The organism is Janthinobacterium sp. PSRC1-1 (assembly GCF_049897525.1).
Lineage (GTDB): Bacteria > Pseudomonadota > Gammaproteobacteria > Burkholderiales > Burkholderiaceae_D > Janthinobacterium > Janthinobacterium tructae.
The window spans coordinates 472,133-497,144 of record NZ_JAFCWK010000005.1 but is presented as its reverse complement, the minus strand read 5'-3'; the positions used below and the strand labels follow the sequence as shown (position 1 = coordinate 497,144).

Genomic DNA, 25,012 nt, shown 5'->3' with positions numbered 1-25,012 from the left:
GGTAGACGAAAAAAAAGACCGCCACGTGGACGGTCTATGCAAGAAACAACTCAAGGGCGCGCGCTGCTGCGCGGTCATGGCTGACGCGCACGGCAACCGATCCACCCCACGGCGGCGAGCAATTCCTCTCGGTAGCGCGGTGCGATTCGGCCAGGTAGTCGACAGACAAGCGTCGCAGCAGGCGCGCCTCCCACGGTTCCAGTTCGAAGCCGCGCGCCGCTTGCCATGCGGCCATCTCGGCAAAGGTCACCGGCCCGGCGCCCATGCCGGCCGCTACGGTCGGGCCCAGCTCGTACAGGTAACCGATCAGGTATTCGCCGTCGTCAAAAGGCGGCATTTCGATCTCGCCGCCGTCACGCTCGATGCGCTCGCGGCGCGACAGCTTGGCGGCATCGGCGCGCGCGCCGGGCGCAGCCTCGGGCACGGCGCCGAGCCAGGCGCTGTGCCGCACGAACTGGCTTAGTTCGTCGCCGAGGCCTTCGTAAAATTTGCCCAGTCATTCAGGTGGGTATTGACCTGGGTGGCGATGAAACCGATGCTGGTATCGAGGTAGACGGCCCGGTGCAGCGCTTCGCCGGCCAGTGCGTCGTAGTTGATGTTTTCGAACGAATGCGTCAGCGCGGTCAGGGTGTCGGCGCTTTCCTGAGCCTTATCTTCGGCGGACTGGTCTTCCTTGCCCTTCTTCTTCAGGCGGGTGAACAGCTTGTTGTTGTTGGCCGCATGTACCTTGGCGTATTTCTTCGAGCCGGGGCCATACAGCTTGATGCGCATCGGCTTGCTGGTGTCGGGCTCGCCATCGGCGCCGTCGGCGTACATCAGCTCGTCATTGGCGTCTTTCAAGTGCAGGACGGCGGTTTCTTCTACTGCGAATTTGCGGATATCCATGGTGTACCTTTCGAGGGAAATAAAAATGCCCGTGCCAAGCCCGCCCGCCCCTCGAAGGGCGAAGCGGACCAGGTCGGTGCTGGGGCGGCCTGTGGCCGTGGTGGTTGCCGCTTACGCGGTGAGGGTGTCGGTCTGGCGCAGCAGGGTGAAGGCGCCCTTGACGGTGTCGTTACTGGTGCCCAGGTTTTCGATGAACTTGGAAACCTGCGCCGTGAAGTAGCGCACGCCGCCGCCCTGTTTTTCCACCTTGAAGGCGGGGACGGTGTAGTTGTTGGCCGCCGCTTCGATGATGATCTGGCCAGCGTCGTCTTCGACCCAGGCGCATTCCATTTCGGCGTTCGGCAGCTTGTAGCTGCCTTTTTTCTCGCGGTCGTGCGCACTGCCCACCGTCGCCAGTGTGGAGGTGCTGTATTCGCGGCCTTTTACGCCGCCAACACTGGTGATGTCACCGACTTCGACCCAGGCGAGCGCCGCGAAGGCGGCCACCGTATTGTCTGCCGGCCGGGTCGCGCAGACAAACAGCTTGGTGCCGGCGACTGTCTCAAAATCATTGGGAAATGCCATTTTGATACCTTTCAATAAAAAAGCCCGCACGCAGATTGCGATACGGGCGGGCTGGAAAACCTGTGGATCTGGCTAATTTTCTTCGACGTAGACCACCTTGAAGTCGCGCGACTGCTGGTAGATACTGGCATCGACGTCGCTCATGTCCGGGCCGACTGCATCGCGCATCACACTACGTACGGCAATGCCGGCGACATTGCCGGTGTGCGCGCCCGCGCCCAGCCTGGCCGCCTGCAGCACGGCTTTTTGATCCGGATAGGTGCCGGCGTGCACCGTGACCTGCACGCGTGCGGTAACCTGGACGGAGCGCTGGCCCAGCGACACGGTCGGTAGCTCGACCCGGCTGATTTCGGTCAGGCCGATGGCAGGCAGCGACGTGCCCTGCGGCACGGTACCGGCTACGATGCGCGCCGCCGGCACTAGGGCCAGCACCGGCGCATGCGCGACCAGCAGCGCGCGGATCACTTTGATGGCGCTCATTTCTTGGCGCGGGCCTTGCGGGCGAGCGCGGCCGGCGCCTGGTCGCTGGCGGTGGCGGCGTCGATGACTTCGGCGGCCTCGGCGCGGCGGATGTAGGCAGCAGCACGGCGCTGGCCGCGCGCGGCGTCGGTCATGGTGTATTCGGTACCGGCCTGCAGCTCGATCACGGTCACGCCGTCGATCGAGCCGGGAATGGTTTTCAGCATCTTGATTTTCATGGTGGTCCTAATCGGTTTCAGCCGCAGGCACGTTGATGCCCTCGGCAGTCAGGCGCTTGCGGATCTGCGCGCCCACGGCGGCGATGGCGGCGTCGGGCTTGGTATCGAATGCAGGCCGGATGAACGGATGCGGCTTGGCGCCCGGGTGGTCCACCACCATGGCACGCGTCTGGCCGATGACCAGGGCGCCCTTCTTCTTCGGCACGATCTTGTGCGGCTTGGTGCCGAACTCGACCATGTGGCCGTACCAGGCGCGCTTGTTTCCCACGCGCACGGATGCCGTAACCTGGCCGCCCTTTGCCTTGGTGACCACGCGCACGCTGCGGCGCAGCTCGCCGCTGTCGACGGGAATGTTTTCGCGCACCTCGGCCTTGAATACGTTGGCGCCTTGGCGCAGGGCCGAGCGCATGATGTTGCTCTCGATCTTGGCCGGCAGGGACTTGAGGAAGTCGTCCAGCGCCTTGCCGCCGGTGATGTTACGGTCGTCAGCCATCAATGCCCCTAGGTTGAATATTGCTCAATTGTCATTTCCAGCCATTCCCGGCGGCCAATCTCGGCCTGGCCGCCGACGATCTGGAAAAACTCGTCGATGTCACCATGCAGCGTGATGCGCATGTCGGAAGTGATGCCGCGCAGGTAGCGCATGCGCAATCGCGCCCGGCGCGTGGCCACGGCCAAGCCCTCTTGCACGGTTTCCGACTTGCTGGGCAAGACATCCTGCACCTGGACCGGCACGCGCACGGCGAACGGGACCCAGCCACCAGGCTGCGGGCCGTAGCCGTCACCGGCATCAGCCGATGTTGGCCGCTCGATGGTGATCCGGCTGTCCAGTTGGCCGGCGCGCATCAGACGCCATTCCCGATGCGGTGCGGGCGCAGCAGCTCTTTCGAGCTCAGCGGCAACCGCGCCACCGACACGGCCAGCACGCTGTCCTCGCGGTTTTCGTACATGTCGCCGAACAGCTTCAGGATGCCAAGCTTGATATCGTCCTCGATTACCATCGGAAACTCGCCGGCGGTACCGGCCGTGATGGCCGCATCCATGGCGGCAATGTTGACGAACACCTGGCGGTTCAGGTAGGCCAGCGCGGCGCGCTCAGCGGCCGAAAGGATCAGGCCGATCACTTCGTCCTCATCGTTGCCGACGATGCGCTGGTAGCCCTTGGCCAGTTCAGGTGTCAGGAACATGGATTACTTGTCCTTTTTCTTCGACTCGACCGGCTCAGGCACTTCGAGCACTTCCAGGCTCAGCGCCGCGTCGACCAGCTCTGGCGGGCATTCGTCACCTGGCTGGAACGTTTCGGGGTAGATTTCGCCGTCGCGCACGCCACGGAACTCTTTGCTGAAAATCATGGTGATTCCTTTCAGGGGTCGCACCGGGCCAGGCAGTCCCGGTGCTGGTGGTTTAGGCTGCGACCGTCAAGGCCTTGAGCACATCGGGGTTCATCAGGCCGCCGCCGACGCGCTTGGTGGTGTAAAAGTGCACGTACGGCTTATTGGTGAACGGATCGCGCAGCACGCGCACGCCGGTGCGGTCGACGATCATGTAGCCGCGTTTGAAGTCGCCAAACACGATCGGTTTGGAGTTGGCGGCGACGTCGGGCATGCCCGCCATCTCGGCAATGCCATAACCCAACACAGTCGCAGGGGCGCCCGCTTCGAAGGATGGCTGCCACAGGTAATTGCCTTGGCCGTCTTTCAGTTTGCGGATGGCCGCCTGCGTGTTGCGGTTCATCGCCGCACGTGCATTGGCCGTATACTCGCCCGGCAGGGCATACACCAGGTCGATCAGGCCGTCGGCCGTCAGCGCCGCTGCCGCGCCACTCTTGACGGTCTTGATGTCGCCCCAGGGGTGGGCCGCCGCGTTGGCGCCGCCGGTGATGTAGGTCAGCAGGCCGTTCGGCTTATTGGCGCCATTACCGGTCAGGAATGCAACACCTTCCTGAATCGAAAACTCGGTTTCGACTTCCGACGCCAGCCATGCTTCCAAGTTCACAGCGGAATCATCAAGCATCTGCTGTGTGGCGGCCGGGTTCGCGTACAGCTCGCCCGTGTTGTAGGCCAGGCTGCCCAGCGTCGGTCCGTTGGTTTCAGGACGTGGCGCCGTTTCGCCCACCCAACCAGAATTCGTGCCACGGTTGTTGAACAGCTTGCTGAAACCATTGGTGCTGATGTTCTGGATGAAGCACAGAGCGCGCATCGGCGAGACCACCAGCAGGCGATCGGTGATGGTGCGATCCCACTCGACCGGCGCCAGATAGCCGCCTTCGCTGGCCGTGCCCTTGTTCAGCGACGCCTGCACTTCGCCTTTTTTGAAGTGCGCACTGAAGGCTTCCGTGTATTCCTTATCTTTCAGCTGATTACCGCCGCCATTCATGGCGGCTGCCACCATGCGCTCATTGGCCACGTCGACCGATGCCTGCAGCTTGGCGATTTCTGCATTGATGTTATCGACTTTCAGCGCCTGCAGGGCGTCAGCATTGCCCTTTTTGATATCTGCCAGTTGCTGGGTGTGCTCTTCCTTGAAAGCGTGAAATGCCTTGTTCAGATCGGTGATCAGGGCATTCACGTCGCCGTCAGCGCGCACGGCGACGATGCCGCGCGGGATGGGTTGGCTGGCCTGGCCGGCGTGCGCCGCCAGGGCGCTGGCGATCATCGCCGTGGCGATGCTGGTCATCATTACTTTTTTCATTACTTGCCTTTCAGATTATTGATCAGGGTTTGCAGTGACGCTGCTACTTCTTTGGTGCCAGCGCTCGGCGTGGCGGTTTTTCCAGCAGCGCCCGGCATGCCAGAAAACAGGGACTTGATGGCTTCGCGGCGCACGGATCGGGAATGCCCCGCCCGGGCCATGGCCGCTTCCACCATCGCAAGATATTTCGTGTCGGCGCTGGCCTCGGGATCGTGACCCATCTGCTCGCGCGCCAGGATGCCGCTGGCGAAGCCCTGCTCGACGGCCTGGGCCGCGCCCAGCCAGCTTTCCTTGTCCATCATGGCCGCCGCTTCCGCCGCACTCAGCCCGGACCGGGCGGCGTAGACGGAGGCCATAGCGGCATCGAAGGGGGCCAGCTGCTCGGACGCCTTGATCATGTCGTGTCGGTTGCCGATCGCCATGGCCCAGGCGTTGTGGATCATCAGGAAGGCGCCATCGCCCATCAGGATCTCGTCGCCAGCCATGGCAATCACGGACGCGGCCGAGGCGGCGATGCCCATCACCTTGACTGTGACCTTGGCCTTGTGCTCGCGCAGCAGGTTGTAGATGGCCACGCCCTGGAAGAAGTCGCCGCCGGGCGAATTGACGTTCACCACTACGTCGCGCGCGCCGATATTGCGCAGCGCGGCGGAAATGCGCTTGGTGGTGACGCCCTCGCCGTCATACGACTCGCCGATGCGGTCGTAGATGGAAATGGTGGCGGCACCGTCGTCGGCCGCAGCGCGGATGCCCGGTTCCCAGCGCTCGAGCGCATCAGGGCGCATGTCGAACTGGATATTGCCCAGGCCCTGGGCGGCGTTGATCTCAGGCAGTTTTAACAGGGTCATTGGGTGTCTTCGCTTGGTTGGCGGGCGCGCGCAGTTCGTCGGCGCCCTTGTCATTGGAGCGGGCCAGATCTTGCAGCCCGCGCACTTCGTTTTGTGTCATCCATGGCGCGTGGCCGCCACTGCCCAGCGCCTTGGTGAAGAATTCGGCCTGGTCTTTCAGGGTCCCGCGCAGCAACGCGCGCTCATTGAACTTGGCGCGCAGCTTCTTGTTGTCGTCCTTCGACAACAGGGTGCGCTCGATGCCCTGCTCCCAGATCGTGAACCAGTGCTGCAGCGAGAACTGGATGAAAAGGATGGCCAGCTGCTCGATGCCGCTGCCCCAGGACGTGTCGTCCATCATCAGCAGCGGGCGCGGCACACCCATGGCGCGGGCGATTTCCTCGATCTGGTGATTGCGGTTTTCAAGGTGCTGGGAATCGGCGGCCGTGTTGGCAAACTGTTCGGCCTTCAAGCCCTCTTCGAGGATCATCCATTTGCCGGCATTCTCGGCGCCGGTTTTGTCGTTGATCGAGTCTTGCAGGCGGCCAAAGGCCTTGTCGGTGAGGGCGCCAGCCGCCGACAGCGCGCCGCCGGCCATCACGCCGTTTTTGAACAGGCGCGCGGCGGCCTTCTCGGCCTGCTGCGCGATGCCAATGGCTTCATGCGCCAGACGCACGCGGGACAGCCCCGTAACGCCGTCCTCCGACAGGTCGCGCAGGTGGAACACTTCTTCCGCCTTCAGCGGGACCTGGTTACCATCCTTGCGGGTGTATGTATAGACCATGTTCCAGCTGTCGTCCAACTCGGCCTTGACACGGCCCGGGCACATCGGGATCAGGCGCAGAACCTGGCCGCGCGACCAGATCACGCGGGCATAAGCATTGCCGTGCATCATGACGCGCAGCTGCATCAGCGCCTTGAATTCGTAGGCGGTCTGCCAGCTGTTCGGCTTGGCCTTCAAAATGTCGTACAGCGGGTGCTCGGTGGCATAGCGCTTTTCGTCCCCGCGCTCGACCAGGTTGAGCGGCAGCATGCCGATCGATTCCGAGATCAGCGTCACGCAGCGCAGCAAGGCCATGTTTTGCAGCGCCTTCGACGCATTGACATAGGCGCCCGACGCTGTGCCGCTACCGGTGCGCATGAAGGCCAGCAGGTCGGGGTCATCCAGGCCGGCAAACAGGTGTCCGGTCGACGCCTGGATACTCGGCGCCACCGGTGCTGCGGCGGCCGGCTCCGGGACTTCGCTCACATCGCTTGGGCGTGACTGTGCCTCCGGCGCTGCAGCTGGCCGGAAGAAATCTAAAATGCTCATGGGTTAAACAGTCCTTATGCCGCGCGATTCGTACACCGAGCCACATTGCGCCGGCGGATTCAGTTCCATCAGGGAGACGGCGTCGAATGTCGCCATCAGCGGGTCGATCTTGGCGGACCCAGACGCCTGCTTGGTAATCAAAATGGCATTGCCTCTCGGCTCAACCTTGGCATTGCCCACACACCAGGCCATCATCGGCTGGCCGCCGTGTTCGATCACTCCCTCGGCCAGCTTGCGCTCGGTGGTCTTGATCGCGCCGCCGAGGCGCCAGCCTTGTGAGATGGCAACGATCTTTTCCTGCGGCACGCCGGCTTCGACCATCGCATCGAGGATGGCGCCAATGCCGGCCGAGTCCGCTCCCACCTTGTCGAGTAGTCCGGATTGCTCCACTTGCAGCACGGCAGCCGCTACCTGCTCGACGTCCTCGCCGATACGCTCGACCAGTACCAGGTCGCCCTGCTTGGCGAAGTCTTCGAAGCGGGCGGCCTCGCTTTTTCGCCGCTCCATCACCGAGGGGTGCGCCCAAGCCCTGGTCCACAGCAGCCAGCGGCGCGTCTCGCGCTCGCGGCCGATCACCGCCAGGCCCAGCAGGTCGTCCAAGCCGCCGCCATCGATGCCGACGGTAGCCACTTCGCTGCGCGCCAGCAGATCGTCCAAGGTCAGCGCCGGGCGCAGGCCCTGCTGCTCCCAAAAATCGGCGCCCGGCCAGCGGTTCGACATCAGCGCCAGGCCGATCTGTACATTCAAGTGCTTGGCCAGGAAGCCGCGGAACTCCACTTCGCCCTTTTCCTGCGCCTGGCGGAAGCCGCGCGCGATGAATTCCTCATCGACCGATGTGCCCATGTTCGGGTTCGTCACATAAGCGTTCGCCACATCCCGATGCGCGCCAGCCTTGAGCATGTGCTCGGGAAATTCGTACAAGATCGGGTAATGCTGCGGGTCATGGATCCGCCCGTCGCGCACGCCGCGCGCATACAACAGCCGCGACAGGAACGCGCCGGCCGGCGGATCGTCCGACTGCGTCGTCGCAAAAATAACAAATCCCTCGGGCCGCGAGGCCAGGCCACCAGTCGCTTCCAGCAGCATGGCGTCGGCGCGCGGGTTTTTGCCGAACAGCCACAGCTCATCGATGAAAACTCCGATGGCCTTTTTCCCCGACACCGTCTCGCCGTCGGCAGCCACCACTTTGAGCGTGGCGTTGGTCGTCAGGTGAGTGATGGTGCGGATATGGTCCTGGACCTTCAGCATCGCGGCCAACTCATCGTCAGCCTTGATCATCGCCGCCATCGGCTTGTAGCTGTTGTCTGCAATCTCCTTCGTTGGCGCCAGGACGATGTACTCGCCCTCCAGACGCCAGTTCAGCAACAACGCCGTCAGCATGATCCCGGCGGCAATGGTCGACTTGCCGTTCTTCTTGCTGATCAGGAGCATAAACTCCTTGATCAGCCGGCGCCCGGTCTCGGCGTTGTAGGCGCCGAAGATGGCGGCTACAAAGTCCAGCACCCACTCGCGCACCACGTCGCCCATGCGCGGGCTGCCCGGCGCGTCGACCATGCGCAGCTCTTTGAAAATTGCCAGCGCCGCCTCGGCCTGGTCGGGATAGAGCGGCGGGCATGGCGTCAGCGGCAGGCCTGCAACAATGCGCGCCTCCCAGTCGTGGCATGCCGTGGTCCACTCCGGATACGGCGTCATTTACCGCCACCAGACACCAGGCGTGGCGGCGGTGGCGGCGCGCCGAAGCGGCCACCGGCGGCCTTCTGCGCTGCATCCAGTTTTTCCTCTTTCTTGCCGATCTCGCCGGGCTTCTTGTGCACGAAGGGCATCAGCGCCTTGGCGGCATCAATGCGCAGCTTCTCGCCCAGCTCGATATCGTTCATCGCCGCCATCAAGAACGTTTTCGGGTCCGTATGCTGCAGCGCGCGGTTCAGATCGAACGTTGGGCGCGCCGGCGGAGCAGCTGGCGGCAGGGCCGCCGGCGCGCCAGGGACGATGTTGGCACGCGCCGCCTTCAGGTACTCGGCCACGGCCGGGTCTTTAACAAGACGCGAGCCGGCGGCCGATGCCGTCGCCGGACTGTACCCGGCAACGATCGCCGCATCCTTATTGCTGCGGCCGGCCAAAACGGCATCGGCGAACGCACGCTTTTTGCCTGTTAAAGCCATTAACAAAATCCTCAGTGAGGGAAAAATTCTGCGCGTGGGAGAGGACGCGGTCTAGGTCGGCGAGGGGAGGGGAACTTTTCGCCCCCCCTCCCCTGATGTTGCTTTTCTGAAATGTTTCTTTTGATGCATGTTGTTATTTTGCAACATATGCAACATTTCCATTTTGAAACATTTCTTGATGTTGCTTTGGTGCCATCTATTCGCCGCGCCGTTGGGCCGCCTCTTCGCGCTGCTTGTCCGCGCTGTGGTGCGTGCCGCAAAGCGACTGCCAGTTGGCCTTATTCCAGAACAGCACTTGGTCGCCACGATGCGCCTCGATGTGGTCGACCACGGAGGCCATGGGCGCAGCCAAGCCCAACTCGGCACAGCGCAAAATGGCCGTGCTGGGCGCCATGTCACGGATGGCCGCATAGGCCGGATCACGCAGGCAGTACACGCACAGCGGGTGGCTGCGCAAATGGCCGGCGCGGGCCTTCTGCCAAGCGTAGCCGTAGCCGCGCTTGGTGCTGCTCATTTGATCGGTGCGCCAGGATCCAGGCTGCATCACTGGCGCACGGCTCATGGCCTGTTGTTGCAAGCGCGGCTTGAGTGCCTGAAGACGTGGCATCAAGGATTTTGCAACAGGTAAAGTGGTACCGCTTGGGCATCACACAATGCGTCAAACCTGCACGCAGCTAGGACGAATGCACCGCCGCCCGCGGCAAATTGGGGTACTCCTGCAGCATCAGACGAGCAGCCAACATGCTGGACCATCACACGCGCCCGTGTCGATACAGCCGGCACCAAGGCGGCCGTCGCACTGGCGGGCAAACCGGTCATGCCGTAGCCCTTGGCGCGCAGGATTTGCTTGGCACGCTCGGCATCGATGACGTGGCTAACGATCAGGTCGAGCGTTTCACCATCGGGCTCGCCCACTGCGCGGATGATCATGTCTCGGTAGTGGCGCGGGTTCATTGGAAACCTCAAATAAAAAAGCCGCCTGCGCAGTTATGCGCGGCGGCGAACGATGATCGAGAGGGGCGGCCCTGCTTGGATTTTATCCACCGTACTGGCTACTGGACTCCACCTCGCGATAAGGGCATCTCGTTGGAGACTGTTTCGATTGTTACTTTAAGTAAACGCTAAATGCTAAGATAAACGTCCACTCATATCGAAAGGAAACACTATGTCCTTCAATACAGATGAAGCACAGCGCGCAGCAACCGACATTTTGAAATCGGCCCTCAGCTCGGGAGCCTTGAAACTGCGCGGACCTGGGCATGACGAAGATGCAAATGAGTACAATTCCAAACTTGATGCAAAGTATCTGAACAACGTGTTCACAGAAATCGTGAAAAATATCGTTTCTCAATAACGTTAGAAGCAAAAAAGCCCGCAACTTGGCGGGCTTTTCCAAACTGATTAACCGCCTGACGCAGTTATCACGTGTATATAAAAAAGGACTATACCGGACACGTTTGTCCGACGCAAGCATCTTGCGCCAAATCGCCGCACATTCCCGACAACTGCGCATCGGCGGCGCGCTGGGCGCGGCCATCCAATTCCTTGAGGGCTTTGTGAATGCGTGCCTTCTGATCGTATGCAGTCGCCTTAGCCACATTTAATTCTTTTGCGGCGGCCGTGATCGATACGCCTCGCTCAAAGAACGACCGGATAATCGCGCCGCGCATATTCCTAATGGTCATGCCGGTGCAAACGCTGAGAGCCCATTCGGCCAGTTCGGCGATTGCTTCACGGTACTGCTCCGTCATCTTGTCTTTGTTCAAGCAGCAAGGGCACTCTTCGTAGCGAGGCGCATAGCGAGCGGTAATGCACGCCTGTTCCAATGCCGTCATCTGCGCCAGACGCGTCAAGATAATGCCGGACTGCCCGGCGCCATCCAGTGATACCAGGCCCTTACCAGTTCCAGCGCCGCCACCCTTCATCAACTTGGACATTGGCGACAACGCGTATTGCTGGGATGAATAGTTGTACGCGAACATCAGCGCATCATGTGTGTTTTTAAATAATTCGTGCATTTCAAACCCTTTGCGTTTGCTGTCCTAGTGGTACTTAATCTGGCTGTAACCGATGATTCACAATAATCATGAAAGTGAGGAAATATGCGGCGTTGCTGGGTTGTCTTCGCCACTTTCCCGCCAACGTTTTCGCTCAATTCCTCTTTATCGCCGTGGCGGCCGCTTGCGCCATCATGTGCAGCTTTGCGTTGAACCAGCGGCGAATGCAGTACGACCGCGCCACGCTGATCACCGTGTAGATCAGGCCTAGCAGTAGGTTATCGCGCGCAGTGATGTGAAAGCCAAACAGCGGGAAGAGCAGCATGTTGGCGGTGAAATTGATGGCGAAGCCGATCACCACGTTGATAATGGCCTCGATCAGCGAGCCGAGCCGGGTCTGATTCATGGCTGCAGTTCCTTTGTCGGGCGGTCGTCACCCTCTTGATAATTGGTCGCATAGAGCGTGAGCATGCGCAGATTGCACATCGCGTGCGCCAGGTGTGGCAGGCCCGATTCAGCATCGCACTCTTCGGCGGACTGCCAGGCTGCCATGTGCCGCATCAGGCAGGCAAACGGGATTGACCAGGCCATGCCCTTCGTCCAGTTCCAAGCCGCGTACTTTTCCTTGCCGTAGGCCCACACGCGCGCCTCGTCGGCCATGGTAGTGATCGGGATCAGCGAATAATCCGGTTTGCCGTAGTTGAAGCGTGCCCCGCTTCCTTTGGCCTGGCTGGTTACGTCGCCAATGCCGTGGGTAGTGCTCATGATGCCGCCTGCGCTGCTGGGGCGGCGGGTGACGCGGCGATCATGGCCCGAAATACTGCATTTCCAGTCCAGATTTTGTTAATGACGGTGGTGTCGATGCGTACTGCCTGCGCGCCAGCCGCCTGCATTGCGTCATTTGGCTCCGATGGCACCAACTTCCAGCCGTCAGGCACGGCCACGGGCTGTACCGGGGCGGCGATTTTCTCGATGTAGGCGATCAGATCGTCCACCAGTGGATCGCTGCCCTTTTTGTCATCGATCCACTTGGGGAGCTTGGCGGCCACTTGGGGCGCGGCGGCGGATTCGCCTGAGCGGTCGTGCTCGATCGCCTTCGCAGGATCTGCGGTTCGCCAGTCCGGCCATGCGCGGCCTTCGTTCTTGATTTGCTTGGCTACCAGCGCTTCGATGATCTGCGCTGGCGTGGCGCCGCAGCGCCAGGCCCCATCGAGTGCCAGTATCGCCACATCGATCCATTCCTTCAGATCACCAGGTGCGGCAGCCACTTCCACCAGCTCCTTGCGAATGTGGTCACAAATACCTTCCGTGCGGGCGCCGGGCCCAAAGGTGAGTGCTGAAAAGGCCGCCTGGCGGGCCAAATGCGCTTCAAAGTCGAACGCGGCGATATTCATTCTGCTTGCTCCATAAAAGTGATTTCGCTGGGCTGGCGCGGTGTCGCGTCGCCCATCAGGTAAATAATTGTCGAGATCCCGCCACCCTGCACCTGGGGATACATGCTGTGCAGGTGGTGCTGCTTGCCGGCGAACAGCACCGGCTGGCAGGTGTAGAGCGCGCGCAGCAAGGCCCTGTCGCGCTTGTACGCTGCCTCGGCCGGTGTTTCCTGCGCCGGTGCTGGCGTGCGCCCACTCATGACGTGGGCGGCTTCGGCGCCGGGGTAACTGCTTCGAGATAAGCTTTCCTTGCATCCAGCCGATCCTGATCGGACAAGGCGGCGGCAGCCATGCGCGCAGTGGGGCCGAGAGCCAGTAAAACCGCGCTTGGGACCATCAGCGCCCTCAATGCTTCGCGCACCCCTTCTTGAACCTGATCGATGCTTTTCAGGGCAATGTCGGGCGGACCGGTCAGCGTTGCGGGCAGGACGTAATCGTTTGGCTTCAATTTATTCTCCTGGGGTTGGTGCTGCAGGCGTCGAATCGGCGCCCGAATTGCCATCAACTGATGACTGATGATAATCATGAAGATGTGTATCCATGCGGGTTTGCGGAGCGCTTCCCGCCACTTTCTCGCCACGCCCAAAACCGATTTTCTCGGCTATATCGTTCTGCGCCTGCGCCGCCGTCTCCCGGTTTTTCTCCAGGTAGGCCATGGTGGTCATCGGCGACTTGTGGCGCATCACGGCCTGGATCGTCTGGATCGGCACGCCCTGCTCCGACAGCATGGTGGCGAACGTGCCGCGCAGCCTGTGCGGGGTGATCCCCTTGATCTTGCAGCTCAAGTTGGCGGACTTCATGGCCTTGCGCGCGAAGCCGGGCGGGTGCTGCTGGGCGCCGCCGCGCTTGCCAGCGATCAGGCCCTCCACCTGGCGGTGTGGCGCCAGCTGCTCGACCAGCCAGGCCGGAACAGGCACGGGCTCGGCCTCGCGGCCCTTGGTGATGCCGGGCGTGTAGGTGGCCCGCTGCCAGTCCAGCCATTCCCAGCGCGCGCCGGCCGCCTCTGACTCGCGCAGGCCCAGGCCGAACATCAGGCGGATGGCCGTGGCCACCGATGGGTCTGCGCGCGTGACCTGGTCAACCGCGGCAAACCATTCGGCCACGGCGGCGATAGGCAGGATCGAGCGTGGGCGCTTTTGCACCTTCAGCATGCGCACCTGCCAGGGGATCGACCTGATCAACTCGCGCTTCACGGCCCAGTTCGCGATCAGCTTGAGCACGCGCAGCCAGTGGTTTGCGCTGGCCGGCTTGTGGTCGACCAGGTGCAGGTTGCGCGCCAGCTCGACGTGGCTGGTGGTGATCTGGTTCAGCGGCAGGTCGCCCAGGTCGTAGAAGTGCAGCCGGGCGGTAGTCTCGACGCTGCGCTGGTGCGCGGCGCTGCTGATCGGGCCGTTCACCTCTAGCCACTCCTTCGCCATGACCGACAGCGTGGGCACCACCTTGCCGCCGTTGGTCAGGGTCAATGCCTCGTCGTACGCGCGCTGCGCCACCACGTTGGCCTTCGCCTTGCTGCTCTCGCGGGTGCTGCGCTGCACGCGCGCGCCTGCGATCTGGAAGCGGTAATGGTAATTCTTGGCCTTGCCGGCGCGGAACAGGTGAAAAGTCATTCGTATCTTTCAAATAATGCCAAGGGCGGTCTTGGCGTTGGTGATCTGCATGGCCTGCAGCGACTTGTCGCCCTTGGCCAAGCGCGCCATGATTTTTCGCGCCCACGTCTTGTGGTCGAAGTGCGTTGCTCGTGGCGACTTGGTCACGCCGCTGGCCTCCAGTTCGGCAAGCATGCGGGCCGCATCCTCGCGGGAGAGGCTGCCCTTGCCCGGCGCCGGCAGCGCTGGCGCAGGCGCCGGAATCTCGGCCCATTCGCCGCGCGCCAGTTGCGCGCTCAGCGTGGCCGCCCAGCGATCCTTGACCTGGCCGTACGACTGCATCATCAGGTCGCGCGCCAGCAGCGTCGCCGACCAGTAGACCGCCGGATGCGACCAGACGCCCCACTCGCCTTTGCGGCGCGCCTCGATGCCGACGATGGCCTCGTGGTACGCCGGTACCGGGTCTGCGAACGGCTTGCACGCCTGGATGAACTCGGCGCAGCTCGGCGGCTTCTGGTAGCGCAGACGGCAGGCCTTCAGGCCGACGGCGACGTCCTTGGGGGTGATGCCCTCGTCCTCGAAGGCCTCGACCCATGATTCGGCCCAGTTCCGCAGCGCGACTTCGCTGGCGAAATTGGATGCCCACCAGTGCGGGTATGCACCGTCCAGGCGGTTGTACAGGTGTTCGATCATCGACACCTTGAGGGTCGGATGCACCTCGAACCAGCGCGAGTCCGGCGCAGTGCTTGACTGGCCCAGAAAGCAGCTTTGGCTGGCAGCAGTTGCAAGAGCGCTCATGTCGGGCTCCCAGGTTGCGACCGGCTACGATTGACGAATTCGGTAGGGTCAAATTTCGCCGGGCGCCCTGCCGCTGCGCCGTGCGGTGCGCGCTCGTTACGCACCCAGTTGCGCCAGGTGGCCGGCCAATCTGCCTTGCGGCCCTTGACGCCTGGCTGGGCGATCCAGTAGTCGCGGAAGCGCTGCTCGGTCTGCACCGGCACCAGGTCGGGCCGCTCGGCTTTGCAAAATTCGATATCGTCAGCAGATGCAGCCCAGTCAGCAGGCAACCGCGTCGCGGTGGCATTCGCCTCTGCTCTTGACCTTGCTTTTGTAGTTATCTTCTCTTCTGCATCTGTATCTTTATCTGTATCTGGGCGTTTTTGTGCGTTCGGTTGCGTTTGGTTTTGTTCGCCTTCCGCTTTCAGGCGTTCTTTTTCGGCTTTTTGACGCTCGCGATACTCTTTTCCGCGTTCGGCCGAGCCGTCTTCACGCAATGGCTGACGTTTTTCCCATCCAGCAAGCCGCTCACCATTCAATACACGCCCCTGCATGGCGCTGAGAATTGCTGTCACGTTTTCCTCTTCAAGGTCGAGTGCGGTTGCCACGTCCTCACAAACGAACGACTGCGTTTGCCCGCGTTCGTCTGCGTTCGATGCGCACACCATCAGGTGCACATACACCGCCATCACGTCACCGATGCGCTGCCTCGAAACGCGCGCGATGGTGCGCCACTTCGGATCGTTTGGCATATCGGCCCATAACCGGCACCAGGGATTAGCCATCTCGCTTTCCCATCAGGTAGTTACTCAAATTCATCTCCAACCTTCCATCCAGCCGTGAATGGGGTCGGGGCGTGACCGGCGGGCTGGAATCGCCTGGTCGCAGCTGCGCAGCCGCTGCCCCGTTTGAAACTTGCTCCGGCCAAAAGGCCGGGAATTGGGCGGGCGGCTCCCCACGTGTTAAATTGCCAATTCCACTCAACAATTTGCGATAGGAACTACCCATGGACTACTCAGAAATGCTGTTCGCCTTTCATGTACGAGAACTGGCAGCACAGCGGCTCGTTATAGCCGCTAGAGAAGCAGGAATTGATCACAACGAATTCATAAAAAATCCCGGAATTGAGCAATACGTTCAAGGTGTAGTTACTGAACTCCGCGCTATTTCCGAAATGATCAGAGAGACGCCGTAACGAGCCGTTCTTGATTTTTGGCTTTGGCAAACTGAGAGAGCATTTCATTTGTCCGTTTGATCTCTTCCAGTATCAGTCCCAGCGTATAGATCAGCTGGGCCTGGCTATCCCGGTCAGCGCTTACGCAAATTTTCTCTTTCAGGTGCTCGACCTTAGCTATCGCTGCGTCGATCGATCTGGTATCGACCTCGATCGACAAGCTGGCGACCGAGGTCGAGACGGCGCTTGCTGGTGCCAACTCATCGCGCACGTCCGACGGATAAGGGAAGCGCTTCAGCTTTCCCATGAGGCGGCGGCAAGCTTCTTTCACTTGATCGTCGCTGTATGGTTCGAGCTGGTCGGACCAGGTCTTTACCAGCGCCAGGTAATCCTCGCGGCCATCAATACGGCCAGGCATTGGAAACACCCTGGCGAAATGCTGCAAAATTTCATCCATCAACGGAGTAGTAATTGCCATGACACATCCCTTAAAAAACATTTCAATGGTTGAACTTCAAATTGCCCTCTCGGATACGCTGCAGAAACTGACCAACAGGGCATGTGTAGTGACCGTCAACGACATCGACTACCAAGAATCTGGCGACCTGCCCGAGACAAAAAGCGCGCAGATTTCACTGCACCTTAGGTTTCCGCCTGATCTGCGGGACAGCGATATCCCATTCTGACTAAACCTTCTCCCTCGCCCCGCGCCCGGGATGCAGCACCCGCTGCAGCACGTCCTTGGTGCGGGACATTGCCTTGCGCGCGCCGGTGAGGATGCGCACGATGCGCGCCTTCTTCTCGGCCGCCCGTGCCGCCTTACGCAGCGCGATTTCGTAATTGGCTTGCGTGGGTGCGGCCACAACGGCCGCAAGCGACGCCATAGCGTCAGCGTCGGCGCTGGCCAGGTCGCAGATATCGCCCAGGCCCAGGCCACCCTCGTCTTGCGACTCGATGGCGCGCACGCACAAGCCGAAGCGGCGCAGCATGTCGTTCAGGCAGTGCACGCGCGCGTCGTCGGGCATGCCGGCGAGGATGGAAAAAACGAAGTTCGCCGGCAGGAAATTGGTGTCCTTGGTTTCGTCGTCGAGCCAACGCAGCACGCGGTCGCTGTTGTTTTTCATGCGCTGGAACTCGTCCGTGTGCGCATCGAAGCGGATACCGGTGACGGCCGGGCCGCCGACGTGTGCATGCGCCGCGACGATCATGTCGATTGCGCTTGCGCTTGACAGGCCAGCGGCGCGGCGCCAGTCGGCCACGTGCTCGCGCAGGATGCCGATCAGGGTTTTGTGCGACTCAATACGCATGATTTATTCCTCGGTGTGAGTTACTCTGGCTTCGGTTGAATGCTGGACACTTCGAGGGCCAATGTCCCCACCAGAAGCGGTGACGAGATCAGGCCAAATCAGGCTCCAATCGTTAGGTCGCAGCTCCTGCCTGGTTACCTGCTTGTTAGTCAAACCTTCGATTGCGGCGCAGTACCGAATTGAAATAGGTCGAATCCCCTTCAGCCACTGGTGAAGCACTGCTGGGGAAATTTTGAGAAGCCGGGCGAAGTCAGCCTTTCGGATCTTCGAGTCTGCCAAGTAGGTTGAGAGGTTCATGCCGCAATAATAGCATTGCTATTGCACAAGTCAATAGCAATGCTCGTTGCTCTATTAAATAGCATTGCTATACTTTGAACATGAAAAAAGAAACAAAGACACTTGAGCATTGGCAACTTGAGGACGCCGCGCGGCTGAAGGAGTTGTTCGCTACGCGTGAGCCGAAAGTGTCGCAAGCAGAATTTGGCGCCCAGCACGGACTTGGGTCTCAAAGCATGGTTTGGCAGTACCTGTCAGGCCACCGACCTTTAAACATAAAGGCGGCCACAGCCTTTGCGCGCGGGCTTGGTGTGCAAGTGCATGCATTCAGCCCTACTCTTGCTTCTCAGATCGACTATGTTTCGCAATCGGCGACATTAGCGCCTCAACCTGACGTGCGGGAATTGGCTGGCGAGTACCAAGACGTAATTTTGGCTGATCCAAATAATCCGGATTTTTACCAGATCCCGAAGGTCCAGCTGCGACTATCAGCAGGCGTAACTGGCTTTCAAACAGTTCCTGAGATCTACGACGGTAGCAAATTGAGCGTAAGTAAAAACTGGGTGGACAGGAACGGCTTCAACCCTGGCAAACTGATAGCAATGTCGGTAAAAGGTGAGAGTATGGAACCGAACCTGTATGCCGACGATCTAGTGATTGTCAATACGGCCGACACAAAAATCACTGATGGCAAGGTCTACGCAGTAAATTATGAAGGTGAGGCTGTGATTAAGCGCTTCATGCGTGAGTCTGGCGAATGGTGGCTTACATCTGACAATCCAGACCAGCAGAAGTATCGACGGAAACGCTGTAGTAACAGTGATTGCCTGGTAGTCGGTAGGGTCGTCAAAAGGGAAACGGAGCGGATATGAAATTAGCAGGAATTTTGATACTTGTAGCAGGGCTAATTCTAGCAACTTTCAGTCTTTTTATGGACACGACTGTTGGTGTTTCCGCGAGGGATTACGGATATGGCGTAACCTCACCTGACATGCGGGTGTCCAATATAGACCTGATCGCAAAACGCCAGAGCTTTCTGATTTTTTCCGGAATACTTTCAGTTGTCGGAGCAATTTTAGTGGGTTTTTCGTCGCTTTCGAAACCCAAAAATAATGAGTCACTCCCAGTCGAGCAAGAGCAATCCGAGACAGGGCTGAGTGATTCCGGCGCTACAAGCAAATCTGTGTCAATCTGCCGAAACTGTCACCACATGGGCGCGGGCGACGCGCATGAGTGTCGCCGTTGCGGCGAGCCATTCCCCACATAAGCCTAAAATCTGAACAAGCAAAAGCCCGCCATTGTGCGGGCTTTTTTATTTCTCATAAAAATATTAACTTTAAATAGCATTGCTATTGCATTGAAAAAATAGCAGTGCTACTATCCTTCCATCGACGCACCACCTCAACCGATGGAGAGAAAATGTCACACGCCGCCAGCAGCACACCAGAACCCAGCGCCACCGTCAAAATCCCCTACCTCGCCTGCGCTGAATGCAACGCAATCATCCAGGCCAATGCCAGCGAGCAGCCTGGCGCAAAGCCAGCATCAGCCATCGACCTGATCGCCGACAACCTGCTCGACGCCGAACTGTGGCCCGCGGACAGCGAGCTCGTCGCCGAGATCCGCGCCATGTTCATGCACAACTGGGGCATGAATCAGGCCCAGGCCGACGCGCGCATGTCCCGCTTCAACTTCAAGGCCGCCCTCGCGGCGCTGGAAGGCGGTGCAGCATGAAATTCAAGTTCAACATCTACCTGATCATCGCCGTGGCCATCATCGGCGCTATCACCGGCAGCCTGGCCATGAGCCTGGGCGAAATCGAACCAGCGGCCAGCGCCGCCATCATCCTGGTGTCCGTGCTGGTCCTGGGCTGGGGCGCCGGCACCATGTCCTCGCAAGCCGAGATCGAGCGCCTGACCGGCATCGAGTCGGCCCGCCGCATCCAGGCCAGCTGCCTGGTCAATACCCGGAACCGGCTGGAGCGCGAACTGGAGCAGCTGCACGAAGTCGTCGCGCCCGCCACCACAAACGGAGGCGGCCATGCTGCATAAGATCGTGATCGAGATCGACACCGATGCTGACGCGCTGTCGAGCCTGTCCAACAGCCACCTGGCGAACCTCTGGCATGTCGCCCAGACAAACCCGGCCGCCTACGGCGACCGCGACGCCAGCCAGCTGGTCAAAGCCCTGGGCGACGAGATCGTGCGCCGCTGGCTGGCCGACGTGCCGGCCGACCGCTTCGTCCACCAGGCCGAAGACCAATACCGCAACCGCCTCGCAAAACTCCATCACCTCGAAAGCGCAGCATGAAGCGCCTGCCCCTTCCAAAGCCAGGCAGCCGCTCGTACGCCCTGCTGCAGGCGCTGATCGCCGGCCCTGGCACCTTCTACCATATCGCCGAGCGTGCCGGCTTCGATATCGAGGAAGCTGGGGTTGAACACCGTCTGCGCATGATCTTCGCGCGCGGCATCCAGGGCCACGTGCGCGTGTCCGGCATCCTGTACGAGCTCAAGGACGCGTCACGCGCCGCCATGCTGGGCATCAAGCCACCGCTGCAGGGCCAAGTGGCCGCGCCGCACTTCCGCGGCGTGGCGGGCGCCATGCCGGTGCTGGTAGTGCGCCGATCGACAACGGCAATGCGAGGTGTCGCATGATGACCATTGGCCGCATCAATCGCGCTGGCAATATCATTTTTGGCGATGCCTCCCTGAGCATCTGGGAAGAAGGCATTCGCGCCGCCGGCAACTACCAGGCGGAGAAAGCCTGGAATCGCCAGTTCAAGCGCGAGGTCTTCGCTCGCATCGTGCAGACCCTGCACCGGATCGGCTGGACCGTCGGGCCTTGGGACAAGGCCGATCAGTTCAAGGCGATCGCGCTCGGTCACCGCACTTGCAGCAAGGGCGACCTCAAGGGCGAGCTCGGCGTGTCCGGCCGCTGTATCAAATTCGAGATGTGGCAGGACGTCACGCCGTCCGAGAATAGCAACGGTGGGCGCTATGACTTCAGCAAGGAAGCTCGCATGCCCTATCTTCTGCGCATCGAAATGGAGCGCACACGCCGCCGCATCCGCGACTACCTGCTCAATGTGCTGACCGATTACGAGTTCAAGCCATCGAACCCGAAGTTGGGCATCAACGGAGCCACGGCAATCGAGGTTGCCGCGCACGCCCGCCGCACAAGCTGCCACTACGTCAAGGCACTTGATCGGGCAAATATCAGCAACAAGGAGCAAGGATTCTCGGCCGATGGTGTGGCACTGGAGAACGGCAGTAATGTCTTTGCATTCGACCGCGCCGGCCGCGTGATTTGCGGCACCGCCTTCTATAGCCTCAACGGCAACTGGCAGATCGTCACCGGCCGCTACGGCCTGACGTATGCATGGCACACGGAAGTCTATGCCGAATGCCCGGGCGACCCGCGCGTGAAGCGCAATAGCGATCAGCGCCGCCGAAGGCTGGAAGGTGAACTGGCCAAGGCGATCAAAGCGATGAACTTCGAGCGCGCCGCTTTGCTGCGCGACATTCTGTTTCCGGGCAAGCCCGCCCTATTCGCCATCTGGAACGCGCAGCACAGCCTGTATCACCGCGCCGGCACACGTGGCTATACGAGCGACCTGTCGCAGGCTGGCAAATTCACCGCCGACGAAGTGCGCGGCTGGGACTGCGCGCCCAACAAGGTGATTCAGATCACCAGCGATGAAGTGGTAGCGGCATGAAGCGCGACCTCTTCTCCATGGCGCTCGACCTGGGCAACGAACTGATCATCGACAACTTCGCCGGCGGCGGCGGGACCAGCACCGGCCTGGAGCAGGCATTCGGTCGCCCGGTCGATATCGCCATCAATCACGACCCGGAAGCGCTGGCCATGCACGCGGCGAATCACCCGCATACCACGCACCTGTGCGAGAGCGTGTGGGACGTCGACCCGATCAAGGTCACGAACAATCGTCCGGTCGGTCTGGTCTGGCTGTCGCCAGACTGCAAGCATTTCAGCAAGGCCAAGGGCGGCAAGCCCGTCGAGAAGCGCATCCGAGGCCTGGCCTGGGTGACGCTGCGCTGGGCGGCCAAGTGCAAGCCGCGCGTGATCATGCTGGAAAACGTCGAGGAATTCAAAACGTGGGGCCCGCTGCTGGTTGCGGCGGACGGCAGCGCCAAGCCGGATCCGGCGAAGAAGGGCAAGACCTTCGATAGTTTCATTCGCCAGCTGCGCGGGCACGGCTATACCGTCGACTACCGCGAAATGCGCGGCTGCGACCACGACACGCCCACCATCCGCAAACGCTTCTTCCTGGTGGCGCGCCGTGACGGAATCGCCATCAGGTGGCCAGAGCCGACCCACGGCGCGCCTGACAGCATCGGCGTGCGCGCGGGCAAGCTGCTGCCGTACCGTACGGCGGCCGAGTGCATCGACTTCAGCTTGCCGTGCCCGTCGATCTTCGAGCGCGACCGGCCGCTGGCGCCAGCGACGCTGCGCCGGATCGCCAAGGGCATCATGCGCTACGTGGTTGACGCGGAAGAGCCGTACATCGTGAACGTCGCGAACAGCAAGACTAGCGGCAGGGCTCCGAACGTGTGGCCAATGGGTGAGCCGCTGCGGACGATTACCAGTGCGCCAGGCTTCGCGATGGTGGCGCCGACTATCGTCCCGGTCACCCACCAGGGCGGCGACCGTACCGAATCCATCGGCGAACCATTCCGCACCATTACTGGCGCGCACCGCGGAGAGAAGGCGCTGGGCGTGGCCACGCTGGTGCAGGTGGGTTACGGCGAACGCGAGGGCCAGGCACCGCGTGCGCTGGATATCGAGAAGCCGCTGGGCACGGTGGTGGGCGAGAGCAAGCATGCGCTGGTAGAGGCTGAGCTTGCGCCATTCATCATGACCAATACCACCGGTCACTCTGGCGCGGCCGCCGACATGCCGGTACCGACCATCACCGCGGCTGGAAATCAGGCGTTGGTGTCAGCTGTGCTGGTCGATGCAGCGCACGGCGAGGTGTCGCCCGGCGGCGTGAAGCGCTGGGGCACAGGTGCGCACGACGTCGAGGCGCCGCTGGGCACCGTGACGGCCAGCGGCAACAAGGCCGTGGCCACGGCCTTCCTGGCCAAGCATTACACCGGCGTTGTGGGTTCCGACCTGGCCGACCCTATCGGCACGGTCACCGCATGCGACCACCACAGTCTAGTGACGGCATTCCTGACCGAGCACGCCAACGCAAGCAACCAGCGAGTGCTGCCTGCCGACGAGCCGCTGCGCACAATTTGCGCCCAGGTCAAAGGTGGCCATTTCAGTATGGTCACCAGCAACATGATCAAGCTGCGCGGCACCAGCACGGCGGCCGGTACCAACGAGCCGCTGGGCACGGTCAGCGCCGGCGGCCAGCACCACGCCGAGGTGCGCGCGTTCCTGCTCAGCTACTACGGCACGGACCAGGCACCCGAGATCGACGGGCCACTGGCCACCGTCACGAGCCGTGACCGCTTCGGCCTGGTGACGATCCACGGCCAGGACTATCAGATCGTGGACATTGGCTTGCGCATGCTGCAGCCGCGCGAGCTGTTCCGGGCCCAGGGCTTTCCCGACGACTACATCATCGGCGACAACCCGGCCCAGGGATTGAAGCTGACCAAGAGCGCCCAGGTGCGCATGTGCGGCAACTCGGTCTGCCCGCCCATGGCCAAGGCGCTGATCCTCGCCAACTTCGCGCATGAGCGCGAGATTGCGAGGGTCGCATGATGTACGACCTCGCCCGCGTCGAACGCCAGCACCAGGCAAACAACAAGGGGCCGGTGTATTCGCTAATCCGCAAGCGCTGCGCCTGCGGCAAGGCCAGTACCGCGCGCCAGCTGGCGCAGTACGGGCGCTGCGTCAAGTGTGCCAAGGTGGCGTCATGACGACAGTGATCAATCCTGCGCTTCGGTACCACGGCGCCAAATTTCGGCTTGCACCTTGGATCCTGTCGTTCTTTCCTGAGCACATATGCTATGTCGAGCCATTCGGCGGTGCGGCCGGTGTGCTGCTGCAGAAGCCCCGCGTGTACGCCGAGGTGTACAACGATCTCGATTCGGCAGTGGTGAATTTTTTTGTCGTGCTGCGCGATCCGATGCTGCGCCAGCAACTGATCGAAGCTCTGGTGTGCACGCCGTACGCGCGCGCCGAGTTCGAGCAGGCGTGGCTACCGACAGCCGACCAGGTCGAACTGGCGCGGCGGCTTTGTATCCGGGCTCAGATGGGCTTCGGCAGCGCCGGCGCCACCAAGGGCCATACCGGGTTCCGCATCGACACCAAACGCGAGTACGGTACCGCGCAGCACCTGTGGGCCACCTATCCCGCGTCGATCGCAGCAGCTGGCGAGCGAATGTCCGGCGTGCTTATTGAAAACAGGCCGGCGCTGGACGTAATGCAGCAGCATGACAGCCCGGGCACGCTGCATTTCGTCGACCCGCCTTACATGCACGAAACCAGGGTGATGACCGGCAGCCGGCGTACCTACAACCACGAGTTGACGAACCTTGACCATGTCGAGCTGCTCGAAGGCCTGCTCCAGCTGGAAGGTTTCGTGGTCCTCAGCGGCTACGGCTCGCAGCTGTATCACGACCGTCTCGATGGCTGGATCTGCCACACAACGAAGGCGCGCATCAGCGCCGGGCGCGGAACGGCCATCCGCGAGGAAATGGTCTGGTTGAATCCCCGTTGCGCCGCCGCTCTCAACCATGAAGCAGTGCAAGGGAGGATGTTCGCATGACCAAGTGCATAACCAGTGACAAATGGCGCGGTGACCGTGATGAACCGGTCAACCCGTCGACCGTGCGCTTCAAAGCGCAGGAAGCGAACGCGCCCAGCTGCGAGGGCTGCCTGTTCGAGCGCTCCGTAGGCGTGTGCTCGACGGCCGCGGCGCTGGCCGCAGCCAACGACCAGCCGGACTGCGACGACCGCTCGCCAGGCGGCATGACCTACATCTACGTGCTGGACCGCAGCGACCCGCGCCAGCTCGACCTTATCAAGACCCTGCAACCAACAGAAAGCAAATTATGAGCACCATGAACGAAGTCCAAAAATTCCTTAGACTGCCAGCAGTAATCGAAGTCACAGGCAGGTCGCGCAGCACCATTCTTCGGGGCGCGAAAGATGGCAGTTTCCCATCACCAGTCCATATCGGCCCGCGGGCCATTGCATGGATTTCCGCCGAAGTAGCCGAGTGGCAGAAAAAATGCATCGACGCTAGCAAAGGAAGACTTGAGGTTTCAGGCGATGCCGCTAGGGGTAACGTGAGTCCGTAGAACTGTAGGGGTAATTGTAGGGGTAAAAATCGACAGAAAAGAAAAA

At 61.3% G+C, this 25,012-nt stretch carries 43 protein-coding genes; 15 read left to right on the top strand and 28 right to left on the bottom strand.

Translation table 11 applies throughout. The features are described from left to right. Nucleotides 1–34: 34 nt before the first annotated feature. The 16 genes from ACP7DW_RS14075 to ACP7DW_RS14000 all read right to left on the bottom strand — a co-directional run bounded on the left by ACP7DW_RS14075 (nucleotide 35) and on the right by ACP7DW_RS14000 (nucleotide 10,093). Nucleotides 35–451 (bottom strand): hypothetical protein, encoded by a 417-nt coding sequence (locus ACP7DW_RS14075; RefSeq protein WP_426057095.1) that lies wholly within the window; start codon nucleotides 449–451, stop codon nucleotides 35–37. Between the two features lie 8 nt (nucleotides 452–459). Further along, entirely contained in the window at nucleotides 460–885 is a 426-nt protein-coding gene (locus tag ACP7DW_RS14070; protein ID WP_426057096.1) for a hypothetical protein, read from the bottom strand. A gap of 111 nt (nucleotides 886–996) precedes the next feature. Next, the gene (locus ACP7DW_RS14065) at nucleotides 997–1,449 is read right to left on the bottom strand and encodes a hypothetical protein (RefSeq protein ID WP_289953307.1); all 453 of its coding nucleotides are present in this window, start codon (nucleotides 1,447–1,449) and stop codon (nucleotides 997–999) included. A gap of 72 nt (nucleotides 1,450–1,521) precedes the next feature. Then, a complete protein-coding gene (gene gp17, locus ACP7DW_RS14060) occupies nucleotides 1,522–1,929 on the bottom strand; it encodes a tail completion protein gp17 (protein WP_426057097.1) in 408 nt (135 codons plus the stop codon). Then, nucleotides 1,926–2,147 carry a hypothetical protein gene (locus tag ACP7DW_RS14055; RefSeq protein ID WP_426057098.1) on the bottom strand — a complete coding sequence of 74 codons (222 nt, stop codon included), beginning with the start codon at nucleotides 2,145–2,147 and terminating at the stop codon, nucleotides 1,926–1,928. Before ACP7DW_RS14055 ends, gp17 begins: the two co-directional genes overlap by 4 nt. A gap of 7 nt (nucleotides 2,148–2,154) precedes the next feature. After that, nucleotides 2,155–2,640 (bottom strand): HK97-gp10 family putative phage morphogenesis protein, encoded by a 486-nt coding sequence (locus tag ACP7DW_RS14050; RefSeq protein WP_426057099.1) that lies wholly within the window; start codon nucleotides 2,638–2,640, stop codon nucleotides 2,155–2,157. Between the two features lie 8 nt (nucleotides 2,641–2,648). Next, the gene (locus tag ACP7DW_RS14045) at nucleotides 2,649–2,993 is read right to left on the bottom strand and encodes a head-tail adaptor protein (RefSeq protein ID WP_426057100.1); all 345 of its coding nucleotides are present in this window, start codon (nucleotides 2,991–2,993) and stop codon (nucleotides 2,649–2,651) included. Beyond that, nucleotides 2,993–3,334, bottom strand: a complete 342-nt coding sequence (locus ACP7DW_RS14040) for a head-tail connector protein (RefSeq protein WP_426057101.1) — start codon at nucleotides 3,332–3,334, stop codon at nucleotides 2,993–2,995. Before ACP7DW_RS14040 ends, ACP7DW_RS14045 begins: the two co-directional genes overlap by 1 nt. Nucleotides 3,335–3,337: 3 nt before the next feature. Next, nucleotides 3,338–3,499, bottom strand: coding sequence for a hypothetical protein (locus tag ACP7DW_RS14035; RefSeq protein WP_219114958.1), 162 nt, complete (start codon nucleotides 3,497–3,499; stop codon nucleotides 3,338–3,340). 52 nt (nucleotides 3,500–3,551) lie between these two features. Next, on the bottom strand, nucleotides 3,552–4,838 hold the full coding sequence (locus ACP7DW_RS14030; RefSeq protein WP_426057102.1) for a phage major capsid protein: 1,287 nt from the start codon (nucleotides 4,836–4,838) through the stop codon (nucleotides 3,552–3,554). Next, entirely contained in the window at nucleotides 4,838–5,686 is an 849-nt protein-coding gene (locus ACP7DW_RS14025; RefSeq protein ID WP_426057103.1) for a head maturation protease, ClpP-related, read from the bottom strand. The genes ACP7DW_RS14030 and ACP7DW_RS14025 overlap by 1 nt, the downstream gene beginning before the upstream one ends. Beyond that, nucleotides 5,664–6,914: a phage portal protein gene (locus tag ACP7DW_RS14020; RefSeq protein WP_426057104.1), complete on the bottom strand. Its 1,251-nt coding sequence runs from the start codon at nucleotides 6,912–6,914 to the stop codon at nucleotides 5,664–5,666. The genes ACP7DW_RS14025 and ACP7DW_RS14020 overlap by 23 nt, the downstream gene beginning before the upstream one ends. Nucleotides 6,915–6,980: 66 nt before the next feature. Then, on the bottom strand, nucleotides 6,981–8,669 hold the full coding sequence (locus ACP7DW_RS14015; protein ID WP_426057105.1) for a terminase large subunit: 1,689 nt from the start codon (nucleotides 8,667–8,669) through the stop codon (nucleotides 6,981–6,983). After that, complete coding sequence (locus ACP7DW_RS14010; protein ID WP_101484400.1) at nucleotides 8,666–9,139, bottom strand: terminase small subunit; 474 nt, start codon at nucleotides 9,137–9,139, stop codon at nucleotides 8,666–8,668. The genes ACP7DW_RS14015 and ACP7DW_RS14010 overlap by 4 nt, the downstream gene beginning before the upstream one ends. Nucleotides 9,140–9,335: 196 nt before the next feature. Continuing rightward, nucleotides 9,336–9,746, bottom strand: a complete 411-nt coding sequence (locus tag ACP7DW_RS14005) for an HNH endonuclease (RefSeq protein WP_426085216.1) — start codon at nucleotides 9,744–9,746, stop codon at nucleotides 9,336–9,338. Continuing rightward, on the bottom strand, nucleotides 9,746–10,093 hold the full coding sequence (locus tag ACP7DW_RS14000) for a hypothetical protein (protein WP_426057107.1): 348 nt from the start codon (nucleotides 10,091–10,093) through the stop codon (nucleotides 9,746–9,748). The genes ACP7DW_RS14005 and ACP7DW_RS14000 overlap by 1 nt, the downstream gene beginning before the upstream one ends. Nucleotides 10,094–10,304: 211 nt before the next feature. On the opposite strand from ACP7DW_RS14000, the gene ACP7DW_RS13995 reads away from it, so the two are divergent. Beyond that, nucleotides 10,305–10,493, top strand: a complete 189-nt coding sequence (locus tag ACP7DW_RS13995) for a hypothetical protein (RefSeq protein WP_426057108.1) — start codon at nucleotides 10,305–10,307, stop codon at nucleotides 10,491–10,493. An 88-nt stretch (nucleotides 10,494–10,581) separates the two neighbouring features. Here the strand turns inward: ACP7DW_RS13995 and ACP7DW_RS13990 are convergent, their stop codons facing one another. The 9 genes from ACP7DW_RS13990 to ACP7DW_RS13950 all read right to left on the bottom strand — a co-directional run bounded on the left by ACP7DW_RS13990 (nucleotide 10,582) and on the right by ACP7DW_RS13950 (nucleotide 15,717). After that, on the bottom strand, nucleotides 10,582–11,157 hold the full coding sequence (locus ACP7DW_RS13990) for a hypothetical protein (RefSeq protein ID WP_426057109.1): 576 nt from the start codon (nucleotides 11,155–11,157) through the stop codon (nucleotides 10,582–10,584). A 133-nt stretch (nucleotides 11,158–11,290) separates the two neighbouring features. Continuing rightward, nucleotides 11,291–11,542: a DUF7220 family protein gene (locus tag ACP7DW_RS13985; RefSeq protein ID WP_426057110.1), complete on the bottom strand. Its 252-nt coding sequence runs from the start codon at nucleotides 11,540–11,542 to the stop codon at nucleotides 11,291–11,293. Then, nucleotides 11,539–11,901: a dATP/dGTP diphosphohydrolase domain-containing protein gene (locus tag ACP7DW_RS13980; RefSeq protein WP_426057111.1), complete on the bottom strand. Its 363-nt coding sequence runs from the start codon at nucleotides 11,899–11,901 to the stop codon at nucleotides 11,539–11,541. Before ACP7DW_RS13980 ends, ACP7DW_RS13985 begins: the two co-directional genes overlap by 4 nt. Continuing rightward, nucleotides 11,898–12,530 carry a dATP/dGTP pyrophosphohydrolase domain-containing protein gene (locus tag ACP7DW_RS13975; RefSeq protein WP_426057112.1) on the bottom strand — a complete coding sequence of 211 codons (633 nt, stop codon included), beginning with the start codon at nucleotides 12,528–12,530 and terminating at the stop codon, nucleotides 11,898–11,900. The genes ACP7DW_RS13980 and ACP7DW_RS13975 overlap by 4 nt, the downstream gene beginning before the upstream one ends. Further along, complete coding sequence (locus ACP7DW_RS13970) at nucleotides 12,527–12,769, bottom strand: hypothetical protein (RefSeq protein ID WP_426057113.1); 243 nt, start codon at nucleotides 12,767–12,769, stop codon at nucleotides 12,527–12,529. The genes ACP7DW_RS13975 and ACP7DW_RS13970 overlap by 4 nt, the downstream gene beginning before the upstream one ends. Beyond that, entirely contained in the window at nucleotides 12,766–13,017 is a 252-nt protein-coding gene (locus ACP7DW_RS13965) for a hypothetical protein (protein WP_426057114.1), read from the bottom strand. The genes ACP7DW_RS13970 and ACP7DW_RS13965 overlap by 4 nt, the downstream gene beginning before the upstream one ends. Nucleotide 13,018: 1 nt before the next feature. Next, entirely contained in the window at nucleotides 13,019–14,176 is a 1,158-nt protein-coding gene (locus tag ACP7DW_RS13960) for a tyrosine-type recombinase/integrase (protein WP_426057115.1), read from the bottom strand. Between the two features lie 9 nt (nucleotides 14,177–14,185). After that, nucleotides 14,186–14,953: a replication protein P gene (locus tag ACP7DW_RS13955; protein WP_426057116.1), complete on the bottom strand. Its 768-nt coding sequence runs from the start codon at nucleotides 14,951–14,953 to the stop codon at nucleotides 14,186–14,188. Beyond that, entirely contained in the window at nucleotides 14,950–15,717 is a 768-nt protein-coding gene (locus ACP7DW_RS13950) for a hypothetical protein (RefSeq protein ID WP_426057117.1), read from the bottom strand. The genes ACP7DW_RS13955 and ACP7DW_RS13950 overlap by 4 nt, the downstream gene beginning before the upstream one ends. A 221-nt stretch (nucleotides 15,718–15,938) precedes the next feature. Between ACP7DW_RS13950 and ACP7DW_RS13945 the strand changes: the two genes are divergently transcribed. Continuing rightward, entirely contained in the window at nucleotides 15,939–16,127 is a 189-nt protein-coding gene (locus tag ACP7DW_RS13945; protein WP_426057118.1) for a hypothetical protein, read from the top strand. Here ACP7DW_RS13945 and ACP7DW_RS13940 read toward each other — a convergent pair. Beyond that, the gene (locus ACP7DW_RS13940; protein WP_426057119.1) at nucleotides 16,111–16,584 is read right to left on the bottom strand and encodes a hypothetical protein; all 474 of its coding nucleotides are present in this window, start codon (nucleotides 16,582–16,584) and stop codon (nucleotides 16,111–16,113) included. The genes ACP7DW_RS13945 and ACP7DW_RS13940 overlap by 17 nt on opposite strands. Between ACP7DW_RS13940 and ACP7DW_RS13935 the strand changes: the two genes are divergently transcribed. After that, the gene (locus tag ACP7DW_RS13935) at nucleotides 16,583–16,792 is read left to right on the top strand and encodes a hypothetical protein (protein WP_426057120.1); all 210 of its coding nucleotides are present in this window, start codon (nucleotides 16,583–16,585) and stop codon (nucleotides 16,790–16,792) included. The two genes, ACP7DW_RS13940 and ACP7DW_RS13935, sit on opposite strands and share 2 nt — an antisense overlap. Here ACP7DW_RS13935 and ACP7DW_RS13930 read toward each other — a convergent pair whose 3' ends face one another. Together ACP7DW_RS13930 and ACP7DW_RS13925 are read right to left on the bottom strand one after the other, a co-directional pair. After that, complete coding sequence (locus ACP7DW_RS13930; protein WP_426057121.1) at nucleotides 16,793–17,413, bottom strand: hypothetical protein; 621 nt, start codon at nucleotides 17,411–17,413, stop codon at nucleotides 16,793–16,795. Between the two features lie 3 nt (nucleotides 17,414–17,416). Then, on the bottom strand, nucleotides 17,417–17,710 hold the full coding sequence (locus ACP7DW_RS13925) for a transcriptional regulator (RefSeq protein WP_426057122.1): 294 nt from the start codon (nucleotides 17,708–17,710) through the stop codon (nucleotides 17,417–17,419). Between the two features lie 80 nt (nucleotides 17,711–17,790). On the opposite strand from ACP7DW_RS13925, the gene ACP7DW_RS13920 reads away from it, so the two are divergent. From ACP7DW_RS13920 to ACP7DW_RS13865, 12 genes are all read left to right on the top strand, one after another. Beyond that, nucleotides 17,791–18,561 (top strand): LexA family transcriptional regulator, encoded by a 771-nt coding sequence (locus ACP7DW_RS13920; protein WP_257572547.1) that lies wholly within the window; start codon nucleotides 17,791–17,793, stop codon nucleotides 18,559–18,561. Then, on the top strand, nucleotides 18,558–18,956 hold the full coding sequence (locus ACP7DW_RS13915) for a hypothetical protein (protein ID WP_426057123.1): 399 nt from the start codon (nucleotides 18,558–18,560) through the stop codon (nucleotides 18,954–18,956). Before ACP7DW_RS13920 ends, ACP7DW_RS13915 begins: the two co-directional genes overlap by 4 nt. Nucleotides 18,957–19,108: 152 nt before the next feature. Beyond that, complete coding sequence (locus tag ACP7DW_RS13910; protein ID WP_426057124.1) at nucleotides 19,109–19,423, top strand: hypothetical protein; 315 nt, start codon at nucleotides 19,109–19,111, stop codon at nucleotides 19,421–19,423. Then, the gene (locus ACP7DW_RS13905) at nucleotides 19,420–19,740 is read left to right on the top strand and encodes a hypothetical protein (protein WP_426057125.1); all 321 of its coding nucleotides are present in this window, start codon (nucleotides 19,420–19,422) and stop codon (nucleotides 19,738–19,740) included. Before ACP7DW_RS13910 ends, ACP7DW_RS13905 begins: the two co-directional genes overlap by 4 nt. Beyond that, nucleotides 19,730–19,999, top strand: a complete 270-nt coding sequence (locus ACP7DW_RS13900) for a hypothetical protein (RefSeq protein ID WP_426057126.1) — start codon at nucleotides 19,730–19,732, stop codon at nucleotides 19,997–19,999. Before ACP7DW_RS13905 ends, ACP7DW_RS13900 begins: the two co-directional genes overlap by 11 nt. Then, entirely contained in the window at nucleotides 19,996–20,343 is a 348-nt protein-coding gene (locus tag ACP7DW_RS13895) for a hypothetical protein (protein ID WP_426057127.1), read from the top strand. The genes ACP7DW_RS13900 and ACP7DW_RS13895 overlap by 4 nt, the downstream gene beginning before the upstream one ends. Further along, nucleotides 20,340–21,404, top strand: coding sequence for a UvrB/UvrC motif-containing protein (locus ACP7DW_RS13890; protein WP_426057128.1), 1,065 nt, complete (start codon nucleotides 20,340–20,342; stop codon nucleotides 21,402–21,404). Before ACP7DW_RS13895 ends, ACP7DW_RS13890 begins: the two co-directional genes overlap by 4 nt. Beyond that, complete coding sequence (locus ACP7DW_RS13885) at nucleotides 21,401–23,422, top strand: DNA cytosine methyltransferase (protein ID WP_426057129.1); 2,022 nt, start codon at nucleotides 21,401–21,403, stop codon at nucleotides 23,420–23,422. The genes ACP7DW_RS13890 and ACP7DW_RS13885 overlap by 4 nt, the downstream gene beginning before the upstream one ends. After that, nucleotides 23,419–23,580: a hypothetical protein gene (locus ACP7DW_RS13880; protein WP_180338604.1), complete on the top strand. Its 162-nt coding sequence runs from the start codon at nucleotides 23,419–23,421 to the stop codon at nucleotides 23,578–23,580. The genes ACP7DW_RS13885 and ACP7DW_RS13880 overlap by 4 nt, the downstream gene beginning before the upstream one ends. Then, a complete protein-coding gene (locus ACP7DW_RS13875; protein WP_426057130.1) occupies nucleotides 23,577–24,431 on the top strand; it encodes a DNA adenine methylase in 855 nt (284 codons plus the stop codon). Before ACP7DW_RS13880 ends, ACP7DW_RS13875 begins: the two co-directional genes overlap by 4 nt. After that, nucleotides 24,428–24,721, top strand: coding sequence for a hypothetical protein (locus ACP7DW_RS13870; protein ID WP_426057131.1), 294 nt, complete (start codon nucleotides 24,428–24,430; stop codon nucleotides 24,719–24,721). Before ACP7DW_RS13875 ends, ACP7DW_RS13870 begins: the two co-directional genes overlap by 4 nt. Next, nucleotides 24,718–24,966, top strand: coding sequence for a helix-turn-helix transcriptional regulator (locus tag ACP7DW_RS13865; RefSeq protein ID WP_426085154.1), 249 nt, complete (start codon nucleotides 24,718–24,720; stop codon nucleotides 24,964–24,966). Before ACP7DW_RS13870 ends, ACP7DW_RS13865 begins: the two co-directional genes overlap by 4 nt. The last annotated feature ends 46 nt before the right edge of the window (nucleotides 24,967–25,012 follow it).